This window comes from Pseudomonas sp. GL_139_B, from assembly GCF_057834475.1.
This window is the reverse complement of the sequence record NZ_CM174403.1, coordinates 2,426,145-2,445,323: the sequence shown is the minus strand read 5'-3', so window position 1 is coordinate 2,445,323 and position 19,179 is coordinate 2,426,145. Positions and strand designations below refer to the sequence as shown.

The 19,179-nt window shown below is 58.7% G+C and carries 20 protein-coding genes and 1 pseudogene; 14 read left to right on the top strand and 7 right to left on the bottom strand.

What is annotated here, in order from left to right:
• Positions 1–28: 28 nt before the first annotated feature.
• On the top strand, positions 29–916 hold the full coding sequence (gene yghX, locus AC3ISI_RS11290) for a YghX family hydrolase (protein WP_489337000.1): 888 nt from the start codon (positions 29–31) through the stop codon (positions 914–916).
• A 47-nt stretch (positions 917–963) separates the two neighbouring features.
• On the opposite strand, the gene AC3ISI_RS11285 is transcribed toward yghX, so the two are convergent.
• Positions 964–1,107 (bottom strand): hypothetical protein, encoded by a 144-nt coding sequence (locus tag AC3ISI_RS11285; RefSeq protein ID WP_489336999.1) that lies wholly within the window; start codon positions 1,105–1,107, stop codon positions 964–966.
• Positions 1,108–1,115: 8 nt separating this feature from the next.
• On the bottom strand, positions 1,116–1,904 hold the full coding sequence (locus tag AC3ISI_RS11280) for a DeoR/GlpR family DNA-binding transcription regulator (RefSeq protein WP_489336998.1): 789 nt from the start codon (positions 1,902–1,904) through the stop codon (positions 1,116–1,118).
• A 112-nt stretch (positions 1,905–2,016) separates the two neighbouring features.
• On the opposite strand from AC3ISI_RS11280, the gene AC3ISI_RS11275 reads away from it, so the two are divergent.
• From AC3ISI_RS11275 to AC3ISI_RS11265, 3 genes are all read left to right on the top strand, one after another.
• Complete coding sequence (locus tag AC3ISI_RS11275) at positions 2,017–2,895, top strand: serine hydrolase domain-containing protein (protein WP_489336997.1); 879 nt, start codon at positions 2,017–2,019, stop codon at positions 2,893–2,895.
• Positions 2,896–3,013: 118 nt separating this feature from the next.
• Complete coding sequence (locus AC3ISI_RS11270; protein WP_489336996.1) at positions 3,014–3,817, top strand: DUF2092 domain-containing protein; 804 nt, start codon at positions 3,014–3,016, stop codon at positions 3,815–3,817.
• Positions 3,814–3,999, top strand: a complete 186-nt coding sequence (locus tag AC3ISI_RS11265) for a hypothetical protein (RefSeq protein ID WP_489336995.1) — start codon at positions 3,814–3,816, stop codon at positions 3,997–3,999. The genes AC3ISI_RS11270 and AC3ISI_RS11265 overlap by 4 nt, the downstream gene beginning before the upstream one ends.
• Positions 4,000–4,030: 31 nt before the next feature.
• On the opposite strand, the gene AC3ISI_RS11260 is transcribed toward AC3ISI_RS11265, so the two are convergent.
• Complete coding sequence (locus AC3ISI_RS11260; RefSeq protein ID WP_489336994.1) at positions 4,031–4,699, bottom strand: ATPase; 669 nt, start codon at positions 4,697–4,699, stop codon at positions 4,031–4,033.
• Between the two features lie 173 nt (positions 4,700–4,872).
• Here AC3ISI_RS11260 and AC3ISI_RS11255 point away from each other — a divergent pair, with 173 nt between their 5' ends.
• From AC3ISI_RS11255 to argE, 8 genes are all read left to right on the top strand, one after another.
• Entirely contained in the window at positions 4,873–5,349 is a 477-nt protein-coding gene (locus AC3ISI_RS11255; RefSeq protein WP_489336993.1) for a DUF2059 domain-containing protein, read from the top strand.
• Between the two features lie 74 nt (positions 5,350–5,423).
• Complete coding sequence (locus AC3ISI_RS11250) at positions 5,424–6,332, top strand: alpha/beta fold hydrolase (protein ID WP_489336992.1); 909 nt, start codon at positions 5,424–5,426, stop codon at positions 6,330–6,332.
• A 205-nt stretch (positions 6,333–6,537) separates the two neighbouring features.
• Positions 6,538–7,143: an SCO family protein gene (locus tag AC3ISI_RS11245; RefSeq protein ID WP_489336991.1), complete on the top strand. Its 606-nt coding sequence runs from the start codon at positions 6,538–6,540 to the stop codon at positions 7,141–7,143.
• Entirely contained in the window at positions 7,143–7,616 is a 474-nt protein-coding gene (locus AC3ISI_RS11240) for a copper chaperone PCu(A)C (RefSeq protein WP_489336990.1), read from the top strand. The genes AC3ISI_RS11245 and AC3ISI_RS11240 overlap by 1 nt, the downstream gene beginning before the upstream one ends.
• Before the next feature lie 168 nt (positions 7,617–7,784).
• Entirely contained in the window at positions 7,785–9,131 is a 1,347-nt protein-coding gene (locus tag AC3ISI_RS11235) for a flavin-containing monooxygenase (RefSeq protein ID WP_489337695.1), read from the top strand.
• Positions 9,132–9,152: 21 nt separating this feature from the next.
• On the top strand, positions 9,153–9,569 hold the full coding sequence (locus AC3ISI_RS11230; protein WP_046027689.1) for a RidA family protein: 417 nt from the start codon (positions 9,153–9,155) through the stop codon (positions 9,567–9,569).
• 142 nt (positions 9,570–9,711) lie between these two features.
• Complete coding sequence (locus AC3ISI_RS11225) at positions 9,712–10,389, top strand: DUF1028 domain-containing protein (protein WP_489336989.1); 678 nt, start codon at positions 9,712–9,714, stop codon at positions 10,387–10,389.
• Complete coding sequence (gene argE, locus AC3ISI_RS11220) at positions 10,386–11,534, top strand: acetylornithine deacetylase (RefSeq protein ID WP_489336988.1); 1,149 nt, start codon at positions 10,386–10,388, stop codon at positions 11,532–11,534. Before AC3ISI_RS11225 ends, argE begins: the two co-directional genes overlap by 4 nt.
• A 57-nt stretch (positions 11,535–11,591) precedes the next feature.
• Here the strand turns inward: argE and AC3ISI_RS11215 are convergent, their stop codons facing one another.
• The 4 genes and pseudogenes from AC3ISI_RS11215 to AC3ISI_RS11200 all read right to left on the bottom strand — a co-directional run.
• Complete coding sequence (locus AC3ISI_RS11215) at positions 11,592–12,953, bottom strand: TolC family outer membrane protein (protein ID WP_489336987.1); 1,362 nt, start codon at positions 12,951–12,953, stop codon at positions 11,592–11,594.
• A gap of 2 nt (positions 12,954–12,955) precedes the next feature.
• Positions 12,956–14,290 carry an HlyD family type I secretion periplasmic adaptor subunit gene (locus tag AC3ISI_RS11210; protein ID WP_489336986.1) on the bottom strand — a complete coding sequence of 445 codons (1,335 nt, stop codon included), beginning with the start codon at positions 14,288–14,290 and terminating at the stop codon, positions 12,956–12,958.
• Complete coding sequence (locus AC3ISI_RS11205) at positions 14,287–16,062, bottom strand: type I secretion system permease/ATPase (RefSeq protein ID WP_489336985.1); 1,776 nt, start codon at positions 16,060–16,062, stop codon at positions 14,287–14,289. Before AC3ISI_RS11205 ends, AC3ISI_RS11210 begins: the two co-directional genes overlap by 4 nt.
• A 205-nt stretch (positions 16,063–16,267) precedes the next feature.
• Positions 16,268–16,753 (bottom strand): annotated as a pseudogene (locus AC3ISI_RS11200) (M10 family metallopeptidase C-terminal domain-containing protein); the annotation flags it as partial.
• A gap of 87 nt (positions 16,754–16,840) precedes the next feature.
• Here AC3ISI_RS11200 and tnpB point away from each other — a divergent pair.
• Positions 16,841–17,200, top strand: coding sequence for an IS66 family insertion sequence element accessory protein TnpB (gene tnpB / locus AC3ISI_RS11195; RefSeq protein WP_236466554.1), 360 nt, complete (start codon positions 16,841–16,843; stop codon positions 17,198–17,200).
• 17 nt (positions 17,201–17,217) lie between these two features.
• The gene (tnpC, locus tag AC3ISI_RS11190; RefSeq protein WP_489336231.1) at positions 17,218–18,762 is read left to right on the top strand and encodes an IS66 family transposase; all 1,545 of its coding nucleotides are present in this window, start codon (positions 17,218–17,220) and stop codon (positions 18,760–18,762) included.
• Positions 18,763–19,179: the final 417 nt, after the last annotated feature.

Here is a 19,179-nt window from a genome sequence, read left to right as displayed (position 1 = left end):
AATTCTGATCGAACGGGAAGCGCCCCCGATGGAACGTCTCACCGCTAAAGATTTCGCCCCCGAACTGCTCGAACTCTACGATTACTACGTCCATGGCAAGATCAACCGGCGAGAGTTTCTCGATCGTGCGGCGTTGTTCGCCCTGGGCAGTTTGACCGCCAGCGCATTGCTCGCGTCCCTGAGCCCCAACTATGCGCTCGCCGAACAAGTCGAGTTTACTGACCCGGACATCATCGCCGAGTACATCACCTACCCCTCACCCAAGGGTCATGGCAATGTGCGCGGCTACCTGGTGCGCCCGGCAAAAGCCACCGGAAAAGTACCCGCGGTGGTGGTCGTGCATGAAAACCGCGGGCTCAATCCTTACATCGAAGACGTCGCCCGACGCGTCGCCAAAGCCGGGTTCATTGCGCTTGCCCCTGACGGTCTGAGCTCGGTCGGTGGCTATCCCGGCAACGATGACAAGGGCCGCGAGCTACAGGCGAAGGTCGATCCCGAAAAGCTCATGAATGATTTTTTCGCCGCCATCGAGTGGCTTTCGAAAAACGACGCGACCACGGGAAAGGTCGGCATCACCGGCTCCTGCTACGGCGGGGGTGTCTCCAACGCGGCGGCCGTGGCCTATCCGGAATTGGCGGCGGCCGTGCCTTTTTATGGTCGCCAGCCCAAAGCTGAAGATGTGCCCAGGATCCAGGCGCCCTTGCTGCTGCATTACGGCGAGCTGGACAAGGGCATCAATGATGGATGGCCAGCGTACGAATCAGCGTTGAAAGCCGCCGGAAAAACCTATGAGGCCTATATTTATCCGGGCTGCAATCATGGCTTTCATAACGACTCGACGCCTCGCTACGATGAGGCCGCCGCCAAACTGGCGTGGGACCGCACGATCGCGTGGTTTCGCAAGTATCTGGTTTAGGGACTGAGCTGTAAGCGCAGGCAGCAGGTATCAATTTCTTCGATCATTCACATCACCAAGCCGAATTTTTTATTTTCCTCCAGCGTATTCAAGATGGCGACTTCTCGAATACGCCGGACGACGCCTTCATGAACCTGAATTTTGCCTTTGCCTGCTTCATCGTCGTGTCGTTTGCGATTGCGCTGGGCCATGGCTGAGCTCAGGCGTCGACCTGAACCACCTCAATACCCAACCGCTGATAGTCCTCAACGTTGCCCGACGCCACCTGTTGCTCGGTGATCAGCGTATGAATGCGATTGCACGGCGCGACAACGAACGGCTCCACCGCACCCAGTTTGTCCGCCGTGGTGACGGCCACTACCTGCGACGCGCTGTCGATCATCGCCAGTTTTACTGGCACCTCATCGAAATGCAGCGAACTGATGCCGACTTCCGGGTGAATCGCACAGATACCGGTGAACAGCAGATCAGCCTTGATGCCTTCGATCAGCCGCAGGGTTTCATACCCGCTGGCCGACATTGTCGCGCGATTGAGTAGGCCACCGGCCAGGATCACTTGGATCCCTGTGTATTCGGCCAAGGCGATGGCGATCATGGGCGAGGCGGTAATGGCCGTGATCGCAATGCCCGAGGGCAGTGACCGCGCGATCTGCAGCGTTGTGCTGCCTGAGTCGAACATCACAATCTGGCCATCCTGCACCCGGCGCGCGGCCAATTGCGCCAGCTGTGTTTTCACCTCATCGGTTTCACCGACCCGGGTGAAGAAATCCTTGCCCGTGTCTTTAGGTCGCGGCAACGCGCCGCCATGCACTCGTTGCACCAACCCTGCGCTGGCGAGTTCGGACAGGTCGCGGCGTATGGTGTCTTCGGAAACGGCGAAATGCTGGCTCAGCTCAGAGGCCATGACCTTGCCGTCGCGCTCAAGGATCAGGAGGATTTTTTGCCGGCGCACCGAAGGTAGCTCGGCTGCAGCGTGCTGATCGTGCATGTTTATGCCTGCTATTGCGGGTTTATGCGAGATTAGCCAAACCGCCAATAAAACACAATCGGGCGTTTCTGGCACACTCCCGCGGCACCTTCGTCCAGAGCAGCCATCACCCATGCCATTTACCCTTGTCTCAAACGGTTCACTGCTCACGCCTGCACAGACTGATGTGACGGTTCCCTGGTGGAGTTTTACCAAGACCGTGCTCTGTGGCGCCGTTATGACGCTGGTGCGTGATGGCGAGGTCGAACTGGACGATACGCTGCCGGAAGGACCGTTCACCCTGCGCCAACTGCTGCGGCATGAAGCCGGATTGGCGGATTATGGAGAGCTGGCGGAGTACCACGCTGCGGTGGCGCGCAATGAAACGCCGTGGCCCGCCGATGACCTGTTGAAACGCCTGGAGGCGAGCCGTTTGCGCTATGCACCCGGTGACGGCTGGCGGTATTCGAACGTGGGTTACCTGTACTTGGCCAGGCTCATCGAGCGCCTGAGCGGTCTTGCGCTGGAAGAGGCGCTGACCCGACTGGTTTTTTCGCCCCTCGGCTTGGCACGTGTACGCTTGGCCACCAAGCCAGCCGATCTGGAGGGCGTGACCATGGGCGCCGCGCAAGCGTACGACCCGGGCTGGGTTTATCACGGCCTGCTGGTCGGCCCGCTGGATGAGGCCGCGCTTTGTCTGGATCGGCTAATGGCCGGCTGGACCCTGCCGCCGTCGTTACTGCGGGAAATGCAGACGGCCCGTAGGCTCGGCGGTCCCATGGCCGGGCGACCTTGGATTGCGCCTGGCTACGCTCTGGGCCTGATGCAAGGCGCGGTCGAAGGTGGACTGATATTGAGCGGGCACACCGGTGGCGGACCGGGCAGCGTGATCGCGGTCTACCGCAGCTCAAAAGATGGCATTACCGCGAGTTGTGCGGTTTTTGCCGAAGGTGGCACCGACGGGGCTGTCGAAGCAGAGGCTGTCGGTCACTTGATGAATTGCCTTAAATGATTTGGACCCGTCCGCTAAAGAATCAGCCCGGATGAGTGGTCATTCATTGCATGTGTGATGGGACTAACGTTGTAAGTTTACACCGGGCAATCCGGTACTCTCACAGCGGTGAACTTCCATGGACAAGATCGCCCGAACGTTAATTGAATCCTCGACTCTTCGCTTCGCTGGCGCCGGATTGGCATTAATAGCGGGATTGAGCATTCCGAACGCGCAAGCAGATGAGGCGTACGCAAAAAATTTGCTCAAGAGCATGTCCGACTACCTGACAGCGGAAAAAAACATATCATTCAACTACGACACAAACTTTGAAGTCATCACCAAAGAAAAACAGAATCTTTCACTGGCCGCTTCCGGCACGACAGTCATCAGCCGCCCCGACAAGATGCGCACCACGCGCATGGGTGGATTTGTCGACATGGAAATGCTGTTTGACGGCACCACCCTGACCTTACTCGGAAAAAACACCAACACTTTTACGCAAGTGGCTGTGCCCGGCACACTTGACCACGTGATTGATGAGTTAAGGGAAAAATACGACCGACCTATGTCCGGCGCCGACCTGTTCGTGTCCAACCCTAAAGACTCGTTGATGAAGGGCGTGACCAACATAAAAGATTTGGGCAGTGGCGTCATCGGTGGCGTCGAGTGCGATCACCTGGCCTTCAGAAGCAAAGCAGTGGATTGGCAGATCTGGATCGCCCAAGGTGAGCGTCCTTACCCTTGCCGCTATGTCATCACTTCAAAACAGGTCGCGGGCGGGCCGCAGTACAGCATTCAATTGAGTAACTGGAAGACCGGCAATGAGGTTGCCGCTGACGATTTCACCTTTAACAACTCAACGAATGCGCAGAAAATCGACTTGAAAGACCTCCCCGGCGACACCTTGCCGAAGAACTTTGTGCGAGGACCTGGCAAATGAAGCTTTTGATAAAAACAGGCGGCTTACTATTGGGCGGCTTCGTTCTGATCGCAGCGCTTGAACTCGGTGAAACCCTGTCGATCCCGGGCGTTCACAGCGTTATTTCCCCGGCCGAAGCGGTTGTCGGACGCCCTCTCACCCCGGTCAGCGTGGCCGGGGTAGCGCGGCGTAGCAACCGGTGATGACACCCCAGGCTTGAACGCCTGAGCGGCGTCAGTTACTGGCAACGTGCGCCACACTGCCCGACTTCACCAACGCCTTGAGCGAAGCATCGAATTGCTTCAGCGCTTTGACTTGCAACTCGGTTTGCTGGTCGATTTGCGCAGCGATCTCCGGCGCCGCTTTGCCATGCACCCAGACCGAAGGCATTTGCTGTGCGCGTGAGCCTTCGGCCTGACCGATGTACTGCAGATTTGCATCGTAGAACTTGGCCATGAAGCGCGCTTCGACCTGATTATTGCGCTTGGACACCAGACGGCTGTAGGTGTCCAGCATCACCACCACGTCGGGATGGGCTTGCACCAGCGCGTCGAGGCTGTCGTAGACCGTCACTGAGCCGAACTGTTTTTGCAGCGAGTCCATGAGCCAGTTGATCGCAAGCTTCGGATCGGAGCTGTTGACGAACGCGTTGCTGATGCGCGAATCCAGCTGAGGATTCTTCGCGCCGTTCATTGCAACAGCATGGTACTGCTCAAGGTATTGGAGGGTGTTAACCGTGTTTTCGCTGTAGAGCACGCCCACTGATCGGGCGTGCTGCAGGCCGATTGTGCTGTCGGCTACAGGGGGGAAATGGCAAGCCGGGTCAGCCGCGTAAGCCGGCACGGTGGCAGCGATGCCACCGCTGAATACGGCGATAAAAGCCAGCAAGATAGACATTCTCATCGCGCAGGTTCCTTCAAAGGCGATTTCGGTACGTACCTATCCTCCTCCCTTGGCGAAAAAACAGAACTAGCATTCGTTGATGGTAATTATTGATTAAACCAATGGTGGCGCGATGAGCCTGGGCTACGCTGTTTTGATGCCCTTGTTTCAGCCCTCACCCATGGAGCCCAAACGTGCACCGAATTTCCTCTGCCGCTATCGCCTTGACCCTGTTATTCGCCTTTTCAAATCCAGCCTCTGCGGATACCTCCGCCCTTAATGAAGCCCGTACCCTCGTCGCCAAGGCCCACATGGGCAGTAACCTCCCGGCCCTTGCACTGTCGACGGCGCAGGGAACGGTTTCCTACTCGGTGATTACCGAGAAGCTGGGGGCTGACGATGCCAGCCGTATCGTGTCCGAGGAAATCACCACGTTGCTGCCCAAATACCAGCCCGAATGGGATGAAAACCTGGCGCGGGCTTATGAAAAGTCATTTTCTGAAGAAGAGCTGTCATCGCTCGTAGCCGATGGGCCGGCTTCACCCTACGTGGAAAAAGTAAAAGCACAGCTACCCACCGTCGGTGCAGAGATGCGCTCGACTTCAGAACCGATTGTGACGGCACTGGTGACTGAAGCGCTGAAGGTAACCATGGAAAAGCGCGTGCCGTAAGGCTGAAGTCCTCGTAAAGCCGTCTACGCTGCTTCAGGTACGCCACCTCCCACGTGTACCTTGGAGACACCGTCATGCTGCGCACCCTACTGACCGCTTCATTGCTGCTTGCACTCAGCCTCCCGGCACTGGCCGGGGTGACACCGTTCCCTGCCGCCTTTCATACGCAAGACATCACCGTTGAAGGCGTGAAAATCCATGTTCGCGTCGGTGGCAAAGGGCCTGCGGTGGTGATGTTGCATGGTTTTGGTGACACTGGCGACATGTGGGCGCCACTGGCAGCCGACCTGGCCAAGGACCACACCGTTGTGGTGCCGGACCTGCGCGGCCTGGGGCTGTCGTCGATCCCCGATAGCGGCTACGACAAGAAGACCCAGGCGGGCGACATCCGTGGCGTATTGGCCGCATTGGGCATCGAGCATGCGGTGGTCATTGGCCATGACATCGGCACCATGGTCGCCTTTGCTTACGCCGCGCGTTATCCGCAGCTGACGGATCGCCTGGTGGTGATGGACGCACCGGTGCCCGGCATCCCGCCCTGGAACGATATCGTCCGCTCACCGATGCTTTGGCACTTCGACTTTGGCGGACCGGACGCCGAGCGTCTGGTGGCCGGTCGTGAACGCATCTACCTGGACCGGTTCTGGAACGAGTTTGCGGGCGACCGCAGCAAAGTCGACGAAGCCACCCGTCAGCATTACGCCAAGCTCTATGCCCGCCCCGGTGTGATGCACGCGGCCTTCGCCCAGTTCGGCAGCATTCGTCAGGACGCCGTGGACAACGAAGCCTCAGTGAAAACACGACTGACGATGCCGGTGCTGGCCATCGGCGGGGAAAAATCCTTTGGGGCCAATGAAGCGATTGTGATGCGCAACGCGGCGGACAACGTCACCGAAGTGGTGATTCCGGGCGCCGGCCACTGGCTGATGGAGGAAGCGCCAACACCGACCATTCAGGCGATTCGCGATTTCATTGCGCAGTAAGGTCACCCATTGAGCACGGCCATGTATTCGCGTGCGTCGTGCTCGTCTGATCCGTAGTTTTCTGCCCCTTCTGTCTCTGTACTGCAACCCGCGCCGGTCCGACAATGACCAGCTCACCGCAACAGTTTGCTAATATCCACGCGCTTTTTTCGTCTGATCTATCAGCCGCCACAGATTTCACGTCGCTGCACAGGATTTTTTCCCCATGAGTACGTTGTATACCCGTCGCACAGTCCTGCGCGGCATGAGCCTGTTGAGCCTCGGCCTGCTGGCCGGTTGCGATGACAGCAGCAAACTGTCGTTCAAACACGGCAAGGACCTCAGCGACAAGATCATGGGCCGTACCTTCAAGCTTAAGGACGCCGACGGCGAGACCCGGATGCTGACCAGCTATCGCGGGATGATGCCGATGGTTTTCTTCGGCTTCACCCAATGCCCGGCCGTATGCCCGACCACCCTGGCGCGCGCCGCCCAAGCGAAAAAACTGATGGGCCGCGATGGCGAAAAGCTGCAAGTGATCTTCATCACCCTGGACCCGGAACGCGACACGCCGCAGATGCTCGACAAATACGTCAAATCATTCGACCCGACGTTCGAAGCGCTGCACGGCACGCTGGAAGAGACCGCTGCAACCGCCAAGGAATTCGGCGTGTTCTTCGAAAAGGTCCCCAGCGGTTCCAGCTACACCCTCTCCCACACCGCGACCAGTTACGTCTTCGATTCCAGGGGCAATCTGCGCCTGGGGCTGTCCGCGTCCCTTACCGCCCAAGAGTGCGCAGAAGACCTGCTCACCGTCATGGAGGTTTGCTAATGACGTCTACATCCTTCAAACGCATCAAACAACTGGCCCTGGGCCTGTCGCTGATTGGCCTGGCCGTCCAGGTGTCGGCGCAAACTCAGGTCCACGACGCCTGGGTCCGGGCGACCGTTGCCGACCAACCGTCCACCGGCGCCTTCATGACCCTGCAAGCCGACAGCGACAGCACCCTGCTGAGCGTTCAATCCCCGGTGGCTAAAACGGTACAGATTCACCAAATGAGCATGAAGGACGATGTGATGAAAATGGGAATGGTCGAGTCCGTCGCGCTGCCGGCAGGCAAGCCTGTGACCTTCGATCCCCATGGCTACCACGTGATGTTGATTGACCTGACGGCTCAAGTTAAGGAAGGCGACAAAGTCCCGCTGACCCTGACCGTGAAAAACGCCAAGGGCGAGCAGGAAACTATCGAAGTGCAGGCCGAGGCTCGGGCGCTCGGCATGATGGATCACAGCAAGATGCACTAAGCAGCTGGGCTCATTGCCATAGCGGTTCGCTCAACAACATCCTGCCAGACCCGCCACCCAGGCGGGTCTAAACGCTCTGCCTCAGTTATTTATACTCAAATGCCAGCTTAATAATATTTTACCGATACCAGGGTGATCCCTAGTCTTGACCCCAAGAGATGGCAGGCCATTAGCGACCTGAATCCCACTTCGAAGGGTAAAGAGATGACCACAGAAAAAACAAAAACAGACACGCTGATCGTTGGCGCCGGTCAGGCTGGCGTGGCCATGAGTGAACACCTGAGCAAACTCGGCGTGCCGCACCTGGTGCTGGAGCGCAATCGGATTGCCGAGCGCTGGCGCACCGGGCGTTGGGATTCGCTGGTGGCCAATGGTCCGGCGTGGCACGACCGTTTTCCGGGCATGGAATTCGATGACCTGAGCCCCGACGGCTTTGCCCCGAAAGAACGTGTCGCCGACTACTTCGAAGCCTACGCAAAAAAATTCAACGCACCGGTGCGCACCGGTGTGGACGTGCTGAGCGTCAAACGCAATGTCGGCCGCCCAGGCTTCACCATTGAAACCTGCGAAGGTGTGATCGAGGCCAACCGTGTGGTGGCGGCCACCGGCCCGTTCCAGAAACCGGTTATCCCGCCCATCGCGCCAAAGGATCAGCCATTCATTCAGATTCACTCGGCTGATTACCGCAACCCCGAGCAACTGCCGCAAGGCGCTGTGCTGGTGGTCGGCGCCGGTTCGTCAGGCGTGCAGATCGCCGATGAATTGCAGCGTTCGGGCAAGCAGGTGTACCTCTCGGTCGGCGCCCACGACCGCCCTCCTCGCGCCTACCGCAATCGGGATTTCTGCTGGTGGCTGGGCGTGCTCGGCGAGTGGGATCAGGCGGCGATGAAACCCGGTCGGGAACACGTGACCATCGCGGTCAGCGGTGCCCATGGCGGCAAGACCGTCGACTTCCGTGGCCTTGCCCATCGCGGCATGACTCTGGTCGGTCTGACCCAATCGTTCAATGGCGCCGTGGCGACGTTCCAGCCGAACCTGGCCGAGAACCTGGCGCGTGGTGACGAGAACTACCTGACACTGCTCAATGCCGCCGATGCCTACATCGAACGCAACGGCCTGGACCTGCCGGAAGAACCTGAAGCACGCATTACGTTCCCTGATCCGGCGTGCGTGACGAATCCGGTTCTTGAGCTCGACCTGGTCAAGGCCGGCGTGACTTCGATCATCTGGGCCACCGGTTTTGCCACGGATTACAGCTGGCTCAAGGTGGATGCTTTCGACGCCAACGGCAAGCCGCAGCATCAGCGCGGTGTATCGAGTGAGCCTGGCGTTTATTTCCTCGGCTTGCCGTGGCAGTCGCGTCGTGGGTCTTCGTTTATCTGGGGCGTTTGGCACGACGCCAAATATGTGGCTGATCACATCGCCATCCAGCGTTCGTACCTCGACTACCACGATGCAGCGCAGCGTCAGGCTGAAGCCGTGCCGGTCGCCCACAAAACCACTGTCAGCGCTTAAGACTTTTTTCAGGAGCTTCGCATGTCCACGCCAACCCATACCCGTATCCGCATGTTCAACACCAAGGAAACCTACCCGAACCAGAGCCTGGACAACGATTTGTGCCAAGCCGTCCGGGCCGGGAATACCGTTTATGTTCGTGGCCAGGTCGGCACCGATTTCGAGGGCAATCTGGTCGGTCTGGGCGACCCGCGTGCGCAGGCCGAGCAGGCAATGCGCAACGTCAAGCAGTTGCTGGAAGAGGCTGGTAGTGACCTGAGTCACATCGTTAAAACCACGACCTACCTGATTGATCCACGGTATCGCGAGCCGGTTTATCAGGAAGTGGGCAAGTGGCTGAAGGGCGTGTTTCCGATTTCGACCGGGTTGGTGGTGTCGGCGCTGGGGCAGCCGCAATGGTTGATGGAGATAGATGTAATTGCGGTGATTCCTGAGTAAGACCGAGTTGCGGCCATCGCGAGCAGGCTCGCTCCCACAGGGGATCTTCAGTGAACACAGATTCAAATGTAGGAGTGAGCCTGCCCGCGATGGCGCCCGCCCAGACACCCCAACAGCCAAGGGTTAACCAAGGAGCAAAACCATGACCTTCTCCATCGCCGCCCGTTGCCCCGAAACCGGTCAGTTCGGCATCGCGATCAGTTCCTCCAGCATCGCCGTCGGCGCCCGTTGTCCGTGGCTTTTACCGGGTGTCGGCGCAGTCTCGACGCAAAACATCACCCTGCCCTCACTCGGCCCCGAAACCCTCGCCCTGATGGAACAAGGCCTGACCCCGGCCGAGGCGCTGGACAAAGTCCTGACCCGCAACGGCTACAGCCAATACCGGCAAATCACCGCGATTGACCACCTCGGCCGCACCGCGCATTTCAGCGGCGCGCAAACCCTGGGCAACCACAATGCCGTGTCCGGCGAACAATGTGTGGCGGCCGGCAACATGCTCGCGGACCGCTCGGTGATCGAGGCGATGGTTGAGGCGTTCGAGCATGGCGAAGGTCAACTGGCCGACCGCTTGCTCGCCGCCATGAAAGCCGCAATTGCCGCCGGCGGCGAAGCCGGGCCGGTGCACTCGGCGGCGATGATCGTCGTGGGTGAATTGACCTGGCCGATCATCAATCTGCGAGTCGACTGGGCCGACGAAAACCCCATCGCTCAGCTCGAAAAACTGTGGGACGCCTATCGCCCACAGGTTCAGGACTACATCGACCGCGCCCTCGCCCCGGATAAATCCCCTGGCTACGGCGTCGCCGGAGACGACCGATGAGCCGCAGCCGCGATTTGCTGCAGACGCTGGTGGCGTTCGACACCACCAGCCGCGAATCCAACCTGCACCTGATCGAGTTCGTTCGCGACTACCTCGCTGGCTTCGACGTGCCGTGCGACCTGGTCTACAACGAACAACGCAGCAAGGCCAATCTGTTCGCCACCATTGGCCAGCCGGATGTGCCGGGCATCGTGCTGTCGGGGCACACCGACGTGGTGCCCGTCGACGGCCAGCCGTGGAACGTGGCGCCGTTCGAACTGACCGAGCGCGACGGCAAACTCTACGGTCGCGGCACGGCAGACATGAAAGGCTACATCGCCTGCGTGCTGGCGCTGGTGCCGTCGCTGGTGAAGGCCACGTTGCGGCTGCCGGTGCACATCGCGCTTTCTTATGATGAAGAAGTCGGCTGTCTGGGCGTGCGCTCGTTGCTGGCGGAACTGGAACAGCGTCCGGTCAAACCGATGCTTTGCATCATTGGCGAGCCGACCGAGCTGAAACCGGTACTCGGGCATAAAGGCAAACTGGCGATGCGTTGCGATGTTCACGGGGAAGCGTGTCATTCGGCGTATGGGCCGCTTGGGGTGAATGCGATTGAATACGCTGCCGAACTGATCGGCGAACTCGGACGGATCGGCAATCGACTCAAAGCGCCGGAGCTTCATGACGCACGGTTCGATCCACCGTTCAGCACCGTGCAAACCGGTGTCATTTCTGGTGGCAAGGCATTGAACATCGTCCCGGCTGATTGCCGCTTCGACTTCGAAATCCGTGCCCTGCCCTCGTTTGATCCCAATGATGTGGCGCAGGAACTGAAGGTCTACGCCGAGCAACAGGTGTTGCCGCGCATGCGGGCCGTGAGTGAACAGAGTGAGATCCGCTTCAGCGAGCTGTCGGCGTACCCCGGCCTGGCGACCGATGCGCACAGTGAAGCCGCTGAGTTGATTGCTCTATTTTCCGGCTCCAGAGAGTTCGGCACCGTGGCCTTCGGCACCGAGGGCGGCCTGTTCGACGCAGCAGGAATCCCCACCGTCGTCTGCGGCCCCGGCAGCATGGACCAAGGTCATAAACCCGATGAATACGTCAGCCTCCAACAACTCACCGCGTGCGACGCCATGCTGCAACGGATGCTGCTATCGATCAGTTGAAAAAGACATTTCTCCCTGTGGGACTGAGCCTGCTCGCGATGATTCAGGCGAGCCAACTCACCTTGTCATGCGTGGCCCGAACGCTTCGTCGACCCTGGCCAGATCCTGTTCGCTCAAGGTCCCGGCGTAGTAGTGCAACCGGGTCCAGGCCATCAAGTAGTCGTAGCGGGCCTGTGCCAGATCGCGGCGGGTGGTAAACAGTTGTTGTACGGCGTTCAGCGCATCCAGGTTGACGCGCTCGCCGCCCAAGATGCTTTGCCTGGTCGACACCACCAGTGCTTCGGCAGCCGTCAGGGCCTTTTGGTAGGCGCGCAGCTTGCTTACGCCGGACAGGCAGGCGTTGAACTGTCGGCGCAGCTCGATCAGGGTTTCGCGAGTCTTGCCATCCAGTTCGTACTCGGCCTGTTCCATGGTGCGGCTGGCCTGGCGGGTGGACGCCGACACCCCGCCGCCGGCATACAGCGGCACGTTGACTTCGAGGCCAATGGTGTTGGTGTCGTAACGCTGGTTATAGGTATTGCCGCTTTCCGATTCATTCTGGCGCACCGAGGCATAGGCACTGACTTTCGGCAGATGCCCGGCGCGGTTGCGTTCGACTTCGTAACGCGCCACTTCCACTGCCTGACGCTGTGAGGCCAAGTCCGGGTTGTTGGCCACGGCCATTTCATGCCAGGTGTCGTAGTTGGCCGGTTGCAGGCTGAAGGTCTGGAAGTGCGGGGCCAGCGGCGCCAGGTCGGTGATGTCGATCACCGGCACGCCAATCAGCGCGCCGAGTTCGCGCAAGGACGCATCCTGCTCGTTGCGCGCCTCGATCTCTTCAGCGGTGGCCAGTTCGTAACGGGACTCGGCCTCAAGAATATCGGTGCGAGTGCCTTCGCCCTGGTGAAACATCTGCTCGTTCTGCTGGAACTGCTGTTCGTAGGCTTTCTTGCGGGCCAACGCAATGTCGATCTGGTCCTGAGCAAACAACGCCTTGGTGTAGTTCTCCAACACACGCACCAGCAATTGCTGGCTCTTGCCGCGAAAGGCTTCATCGGCAAACAACGACTGGGCCACGCCTTTGCGGTACGTCGCGTAGGCTTCGTAATCGATCAAAGGCTGTTGCAGGGTCAAGGCCGAACCGTAACTGCTGTAGTTGCGGTCATCTGTCTGATTCTGCCGGTGCTCATTGAAGTAAGTGGCCTTGGAGGAGTTGCGCCCCTGGTTGTAGTTGTACCCCACCTTTGGCAGCAAGCCGGCACGGCCAATAATGCGGTTTTCCAGACCGGCATCACGCTCCTTGAGCGCGCCCAGTAACACCGGGTCATTGCGCAAAGCTTGTTCGTAAATATCGAACGGCCCCATGGCCATCACGCTGTTGCACATCAGCAACGTCAGGGTCGCTACGAGCCTGGAAAGCTTATTCATACAACCGGACATCCTTATTCCTCGGTCAACGCGGAGCCGGCCCGGTCGAGCAGCGGTTTGAACAGATAGTTGAGGAGTGAACGTTCACCCGTACGCACGAACATTTGCGCCGGCATGCCGGGCTTGATCACCAAGCCATTGAGCTTTTCCATGGCCTGGTCACTGACGCTGCTGCGCAGCATGTAGTACGGCGCGCCGGTTTTTTCGTCGACCATCTGGTCGGCTGAGATCAGGCTGACTTCGCCGGGCACTCGCGGCGTGCGGCTCTGGTTAAACGCGGTGAACAGGATGTCTACGGGCAAATGGGTGCCGACCTTGTCGACCAGATTGATCGGCAAGTGCCCTTCCACTTCCAGGCGGGTGCCCAGCGGCACAATTTCCAGCAAGGTGTCGCCCTGGCGCACCACCGCGCCTTCGGTATGCACCCCAAGGTTGACCGCGATGCCGTCGGCGGTGGCAAAGATCTCGCTGTGGTGCAAATTGAACCGGGCGGAGGTCAGTTGCTCCTTGAGGGTCACGCTCTTGAGTTGCGCGTCGGCCAGTTGGGTGCGGACCTCTTTCTGATATTCCTCGATGTGTTGTTGCCGCTTGAGTTTCGCTTCGAGGATGCCCTGCTCCACCCGACCACTTTCGCCGGCGTTCTCGGCCAGTTGCTGCTGCACCTGCGACAGTTGACGCTGGTATTCCATCAACCGGTTGCGCGGGATATAGCCGTTATCCGCCAAGGGCTGAAGATTGCTCAGTTGCTGTTGCAGCGAGTTGGCCTGGGCCGTCAGGTCGGTACGCGCGCGACGCATGCCCGCCAATTGCGCGGCGGCGCCTTCCATGTTGGCACGCAACCCGCCCTGCTCGCGGAAGTAGGCTTCGCGGCGACTGCTGAACAATTGCCGCTGGCCTTCGAGTACCAGCGCCAGTCGCGGGTCAGCGTCCTTGCTCAGTTCGGCCGGGAAATTCACTTGCTTGAGGTTGTCCCGTTCGCTTGCCCAGCGCGCAACGCTGGCCCAGGCCATGCGGTACTGCGCCTGTAGCGAATCGACGTCAGCTGCGACCTTAGTCTGGTCGAGTTGAAACAGCGGCTGGCCCAGCTTCACCACTTGCCCCTCACGCACCAGAATCCGGCTGACCACGCCGGGGCTCATCGATTGCACGGCTTTGCGCTTGCCCGAGACCACGACCGTGCCCTGCACCGCAATACCTTGATCGAGCGGCGCGAGGCTGGCCCAGGTGAAGAAACTGCCGGCGCCGACAATCGCCAGAGTCCAGCCCATGCGGGCGAAGAAGTGCGCATCGCGCTCAGGGCGTTCGGCGATGTAATCGCGTTCCATCGTGGCTTCGTTGCGGTGATTCATACGCCCGAACTCCTTGTCGAGGGCTGATACTGTCGGCTCATGCTTAGTCCGCCGGGGGCCTGCGACGCTTTTTCCCGCTGCGGTTCCTGGGTGCCCGACAGCGCTTTCAAGACCTCCTGGTTAGGACCGAGCGCCTGCAAGCGCCCGTCGTTAAGCACCAGCAGTTTGTCGGCTTGAGCCAGCGCCGAAGAACGATGGGTGACCAGAATCACGCTGGTGCCGTGCACTTTCATCTGCGCAATGGCACTGGCCAACGCGGCTTCGCCCACGGTGTCGAGGTTGGAATTCGGTTCGTCCAGCACCACCAGACGCGGGTTGCCATACAGGGCGCGAGCCAGAGCCACCCGTTGCTTCTGGCCGCCGGACAAACCGCTACCGCCCTCACCCAGCACCGTGTCGTAGCCTTGCGGCATGCGCAGGATCAGTTCGTGGACGCCGGCCTGTTGCGCGGCTTCGACGACTTTTTGTGGATCGGTTTCGCGAAAGCGGGCGATGTTTTCGGCAATGCTGCCGCTGAACAATTCGATGTCTTGCGGCAGATAGCCAATGTAGGGGCCGAGGTCGTCGCGGTTCCAGCGATGAATGTCCGCGCCGTCGAGTCGAACCGTGCCGCCGAGGGTGGGCCACACGCCGACCAGCACCCGGGCCAGTGTCGATTTGCCCGAGCCGGAAGCACCCAGCACGCCCATCACTTCCCCTGCGCCAAGGTTGAAGTCGACCAGGTGCAGCGTTGTCGCACACTGCCCCGGTGGGCCGGCGCTGACCTGTTCGAAAGTGATCTGCCCCTTAGGCGCCGGCAAAGCCATGGCCTCGTCACTCGGTGGAAAGGCTTGCAGCAACGCGTCCAGACGACGGTAGGCCAGCTTGGCGCCGCTCCATTGTTTCCATACGGCAATCAACTGATCGATAGGGCTCAGGACGCGGCCCATCAAAATCGAACCGGCGATCATCATCCCGGCGGTCATGTCGCCCTTGATCACCAGCAGCGCGCCCAGCCCCAGCACCAGCGATTGCAGGCACAAACGCAAGGTTTTGCTCAGGGAACTGATCACCGCGCCGGTGTCGCTGGCCTGGTTCTGCAAGCCGAGAAAACGTGAATGCAGGTCAAACCAGCGCTGGCGCAGCGCACCCAGCATGCCCATCGCTTGAATGGTTTCGGCGTTATGCAAGTGACTGGTGGCCAATTGGCTGGACTTCTGCGAAAAGCCGGCGGCTTCGCCCAAGGGCTTTTTGGTCATGGCTTCGTTCAGGCACGCGAGGCCAATCAACACCAACGCACCCACGGTGGCAAACACCCCGAGCCAGACGTTGAACAGGTAGATCACGAACAGGTAGACCGGAAACCACGGTGCATCGAAGAAGGCAAACAGCGCCGGACCGGTGACGAACTGGCGAATGTGCGTCAGATCCCCCAGCGACTGGCCAGCGTTGCCCTCACCCTTGAACAGATTGCGCTCGAATGCGGCCTGATAAACCCGCAAATTGAAGCGTCGCTCCAGTTGGCTGCCGATGCGGATCACGATGAAACTGCGTACCACTTCCAGCAAACCGATGAAGGCGAAGAACCCGACCACCATCAACGACAGCATGGCGAGCGTGGTTTCATTTTGTGAAGACAGCACGCGATCATAGACTTGCAGCATATAAATCGACGGGACCAGCATCAGCACGTTAATTAACGCGGTAAAACAACCGACGCTGATCAGGATGCTTTTATAGTCGCCCAGTGCTTTGAATAGAGGTCCTGTGGGAGTGTTCTTCAACACGTTCATGATCTTCCTTGAGCTGATAGCACGCGCGATAGTTTGGTACAGTTCCAATAACTGCCAACTAATGATCGGGACATGTTTACTTGTTAATGAGATGGCCTGGAATACAAAACACCCTGCGAAAGCGTAGTTCTCGCAGGGTGTGGGCTGTCTCTCTTAATAGGTGGCCGCTTTGATCAGCGTAAAATACGGCGTCTGGATTTTCGACTTAGGCGATGATATCTGCTGCCAGTGCCTGGCCTACCGTGCCTACTGAAAAATCGACCGTTCTATTGCCGGTAAGGTCAACCAGTAAACTAGACTCATTTCTTTCAGAAAAATATGCCAGTACCGCATCACCAGCACGGCCGGTGAAATCGCTGACAAAGTTCAACGTAGCGGTTCCGGAAGAAAATGCAGTAATGCCAGACAGATCAATCTTGTCCTCACCGCTGACAAAATCCCCGATCCAGTCAGGATCAACATGAGTCGAGTCACTGGCAGCACCGAACACAAAAACGTCGCTCCCCGTTCCGCCCCACAGCGTATCCCTTGCACCACCACCGTAAAGAATATCGTTGCCTGCACCGCCCACTAATTCGTTAGCCACTGCGTTGCCGATCAGCAAATCGTTACCACTCCCTCCTTTAGCGCTTTCGATGGTGACGCCTTGCACAATGGAGACGTTGCCAATCAGACCTCCGACGTCGGAAAACGGTAAGGGATCCATGAACCCCACATTCAAAGCCGCCTATTGAAGCCTGATGCTGTGCTCTCGATTTCTTTCCGGAGCCAGCCCGTCATGATGCGACCCGACACCAAAGTCGAAAAAGTGTACCTCTACCCCAAGCCTGTCGACTTCCGTAAATCCATCGACGGTCTGGCCGCCCTGGTCGAGCTGGATATTAAAGTCGCCGTATTCGACCCGGTGCTTTTCGTATTTCTGAATCGCCACCGTAACCGAGTGAAGATCCTCTATTGGGAGCGCAACGGCTTCTGTCTTTGGCTCAAGCGCCTGGAGTCCGAGCGGTTCAAAACGTCGCCTGATGCCACCGACGAAGCCATCGTATTGAGCGTCCAGGAGCTGAACTGGCTGCTCGACGGTTTTGATCTCTGGCGCAACCGTCCGCATCAGGTTCTGACTCCACGTTTCGTGGCTTAACCCGGTATAATCCGGGCATGACTTTCATGCCCGACGACCTTCCAGACGATCCTGTTTTGCTCAAGCAAATGTTGCTTGAGGCGTTCAGTCGTCAAGAGGAAGTGGCTCAGTCCTACCAGACCTACATCGTCGATTTGAAAGAACAGATCAAATTGCTACGCGACCGTCTATTCGGACGTAAATCCGAACAGACAGTTGAGCCCAACACGCCGCAACTGGCTCTTTTCAACGAGCCAGAAAGCGAACCGATATCTCTCATCGTTGATATCGAAGAAGAAGTCGTTACACCGACCCCGCGCCGTGGTAAACGCAAACCATTGTCGGCTGACCTGCCGCGTATCGAAGTCATCCACGAACTGCCTGAACACGAACTGACCTGTGCCTGCGGCTGCCGCAAACACGCCATCGGTGAAGAAACCAGCGAGCAACTGGACATCGTGCCAATGCAGATCCGGGTGATCAAACACATCCGCAAGGTTTACGGCTGCCGCGGTTGTGAAACGGCGCCGGTTACCGCCGACAAACCCGCCCAGCTCATCGAAAAGAGCATGGCCAGCCCGAGTGTGCTGGCCATGCTGTTGACCACCAAGTATGTCGATGGCTTGCCGCTGCATCGTTTCGAGACGGTCTTGAGCCGACACGGTATCGATATCCCACGTCAGACCCTGGCACGTTGGGTTATCCAGTGCGGTGAGCACTTACAGCCGCTGCTGAATTTGATGCGCGACCGCTTACTGGAAAGTCCAGTCATCCACTGCGATGAGACTCGCGTCCAGGTACTCAAAGAACCGGATCGAGATCCGACCAGCCAGTCCTGGATGTGGGTGCAGGCCAGCGGCCCGCCGGATCGAAAAGTCGTGCTGTTCGACTACACCTCCAGCCGTGCGCAGGAAGTGCCGCTACGGCTGCTGGAAAGTTATCACGGCTACGTGATGACCGACGATTACGCAGGTTATAACGCGCTGGCGTTGCAACCGGGCGTGGAACGCCTGGCGTGCATGGCCCATGCGCGGCGCAAGTTTGTTGAGGCGCAAAAAGTGCAGCCCAAGGGCAAGACGGGCCGCGCCGATATCGCGCTGACCATGATTAATAAGTTGTATGGCGTCGAGCGCGAACTCAAGGACGCCTGCGATGAACAGCGTTTTATTGGCCGTCAGGAAAAGAGCTTGCCGATCCTGGGTCAGTTGAAAAGTTGGCTGGAGAAAACGCAGCCACAGGTGACGCCACAAAGTGTGCTGGGCAAGGCCGTGAATTATCTGGCCAGCAACTGGTGCCGGCTGGAACGCTACGTGGAGGCTGGGTTTTTACCGATCGACAACAACCCGGCAGAGCGTGCAATAAAACCGTTTGTGATCGGGCGCAAGGCATGGCTGTTCAGCGATACGCCTAAAGGCGCTACCGCCAGTGCCCAGATCTACAGCTTGGTCGAGACCGCCAAGGTCAACGGCCAGGAACCCTATACGTGGCTGCGCCACGTACTGGAGCGACTGCCACATGCGCAGTCGGTGGCAGACTATGAAGCACTGCTGCCGTGGAATTGCTCGCCAGAGATACCACGTTAAATCTGCCCCCTATTGAGGGAGGATCGAATCGTACGCTCGGGAGACCTCTGGATGTCCTTGGTGTACCGCCAAAACCAACCAACACGTAATAGATTCGTGACGTTTTTAGAGCGTCCGGCCGCCATGAAAACTAGAGCGTCCGCCCCCCGGTACAAAAAACGTCCTACCCCTGGTACAGGATCAAAGTGGCTCAAATGAGCACAGAGAGGGCGAAACTCCGCATTTATGTGGCTTTGTTGGGGCTTTGTTGTGCCACAGAAATAGCCGGACTTTGCATTTTTCTGCCATCTAAACCGGACGTGACTATTTATGTGGCACAACAAAGCCGCAACAAAGCCACAACAAAGCCACAACAAAGCCACAACAAAGCCACAACAAAGCCACAACAAAGCCACAACAATGTCACATGTGCCAAGC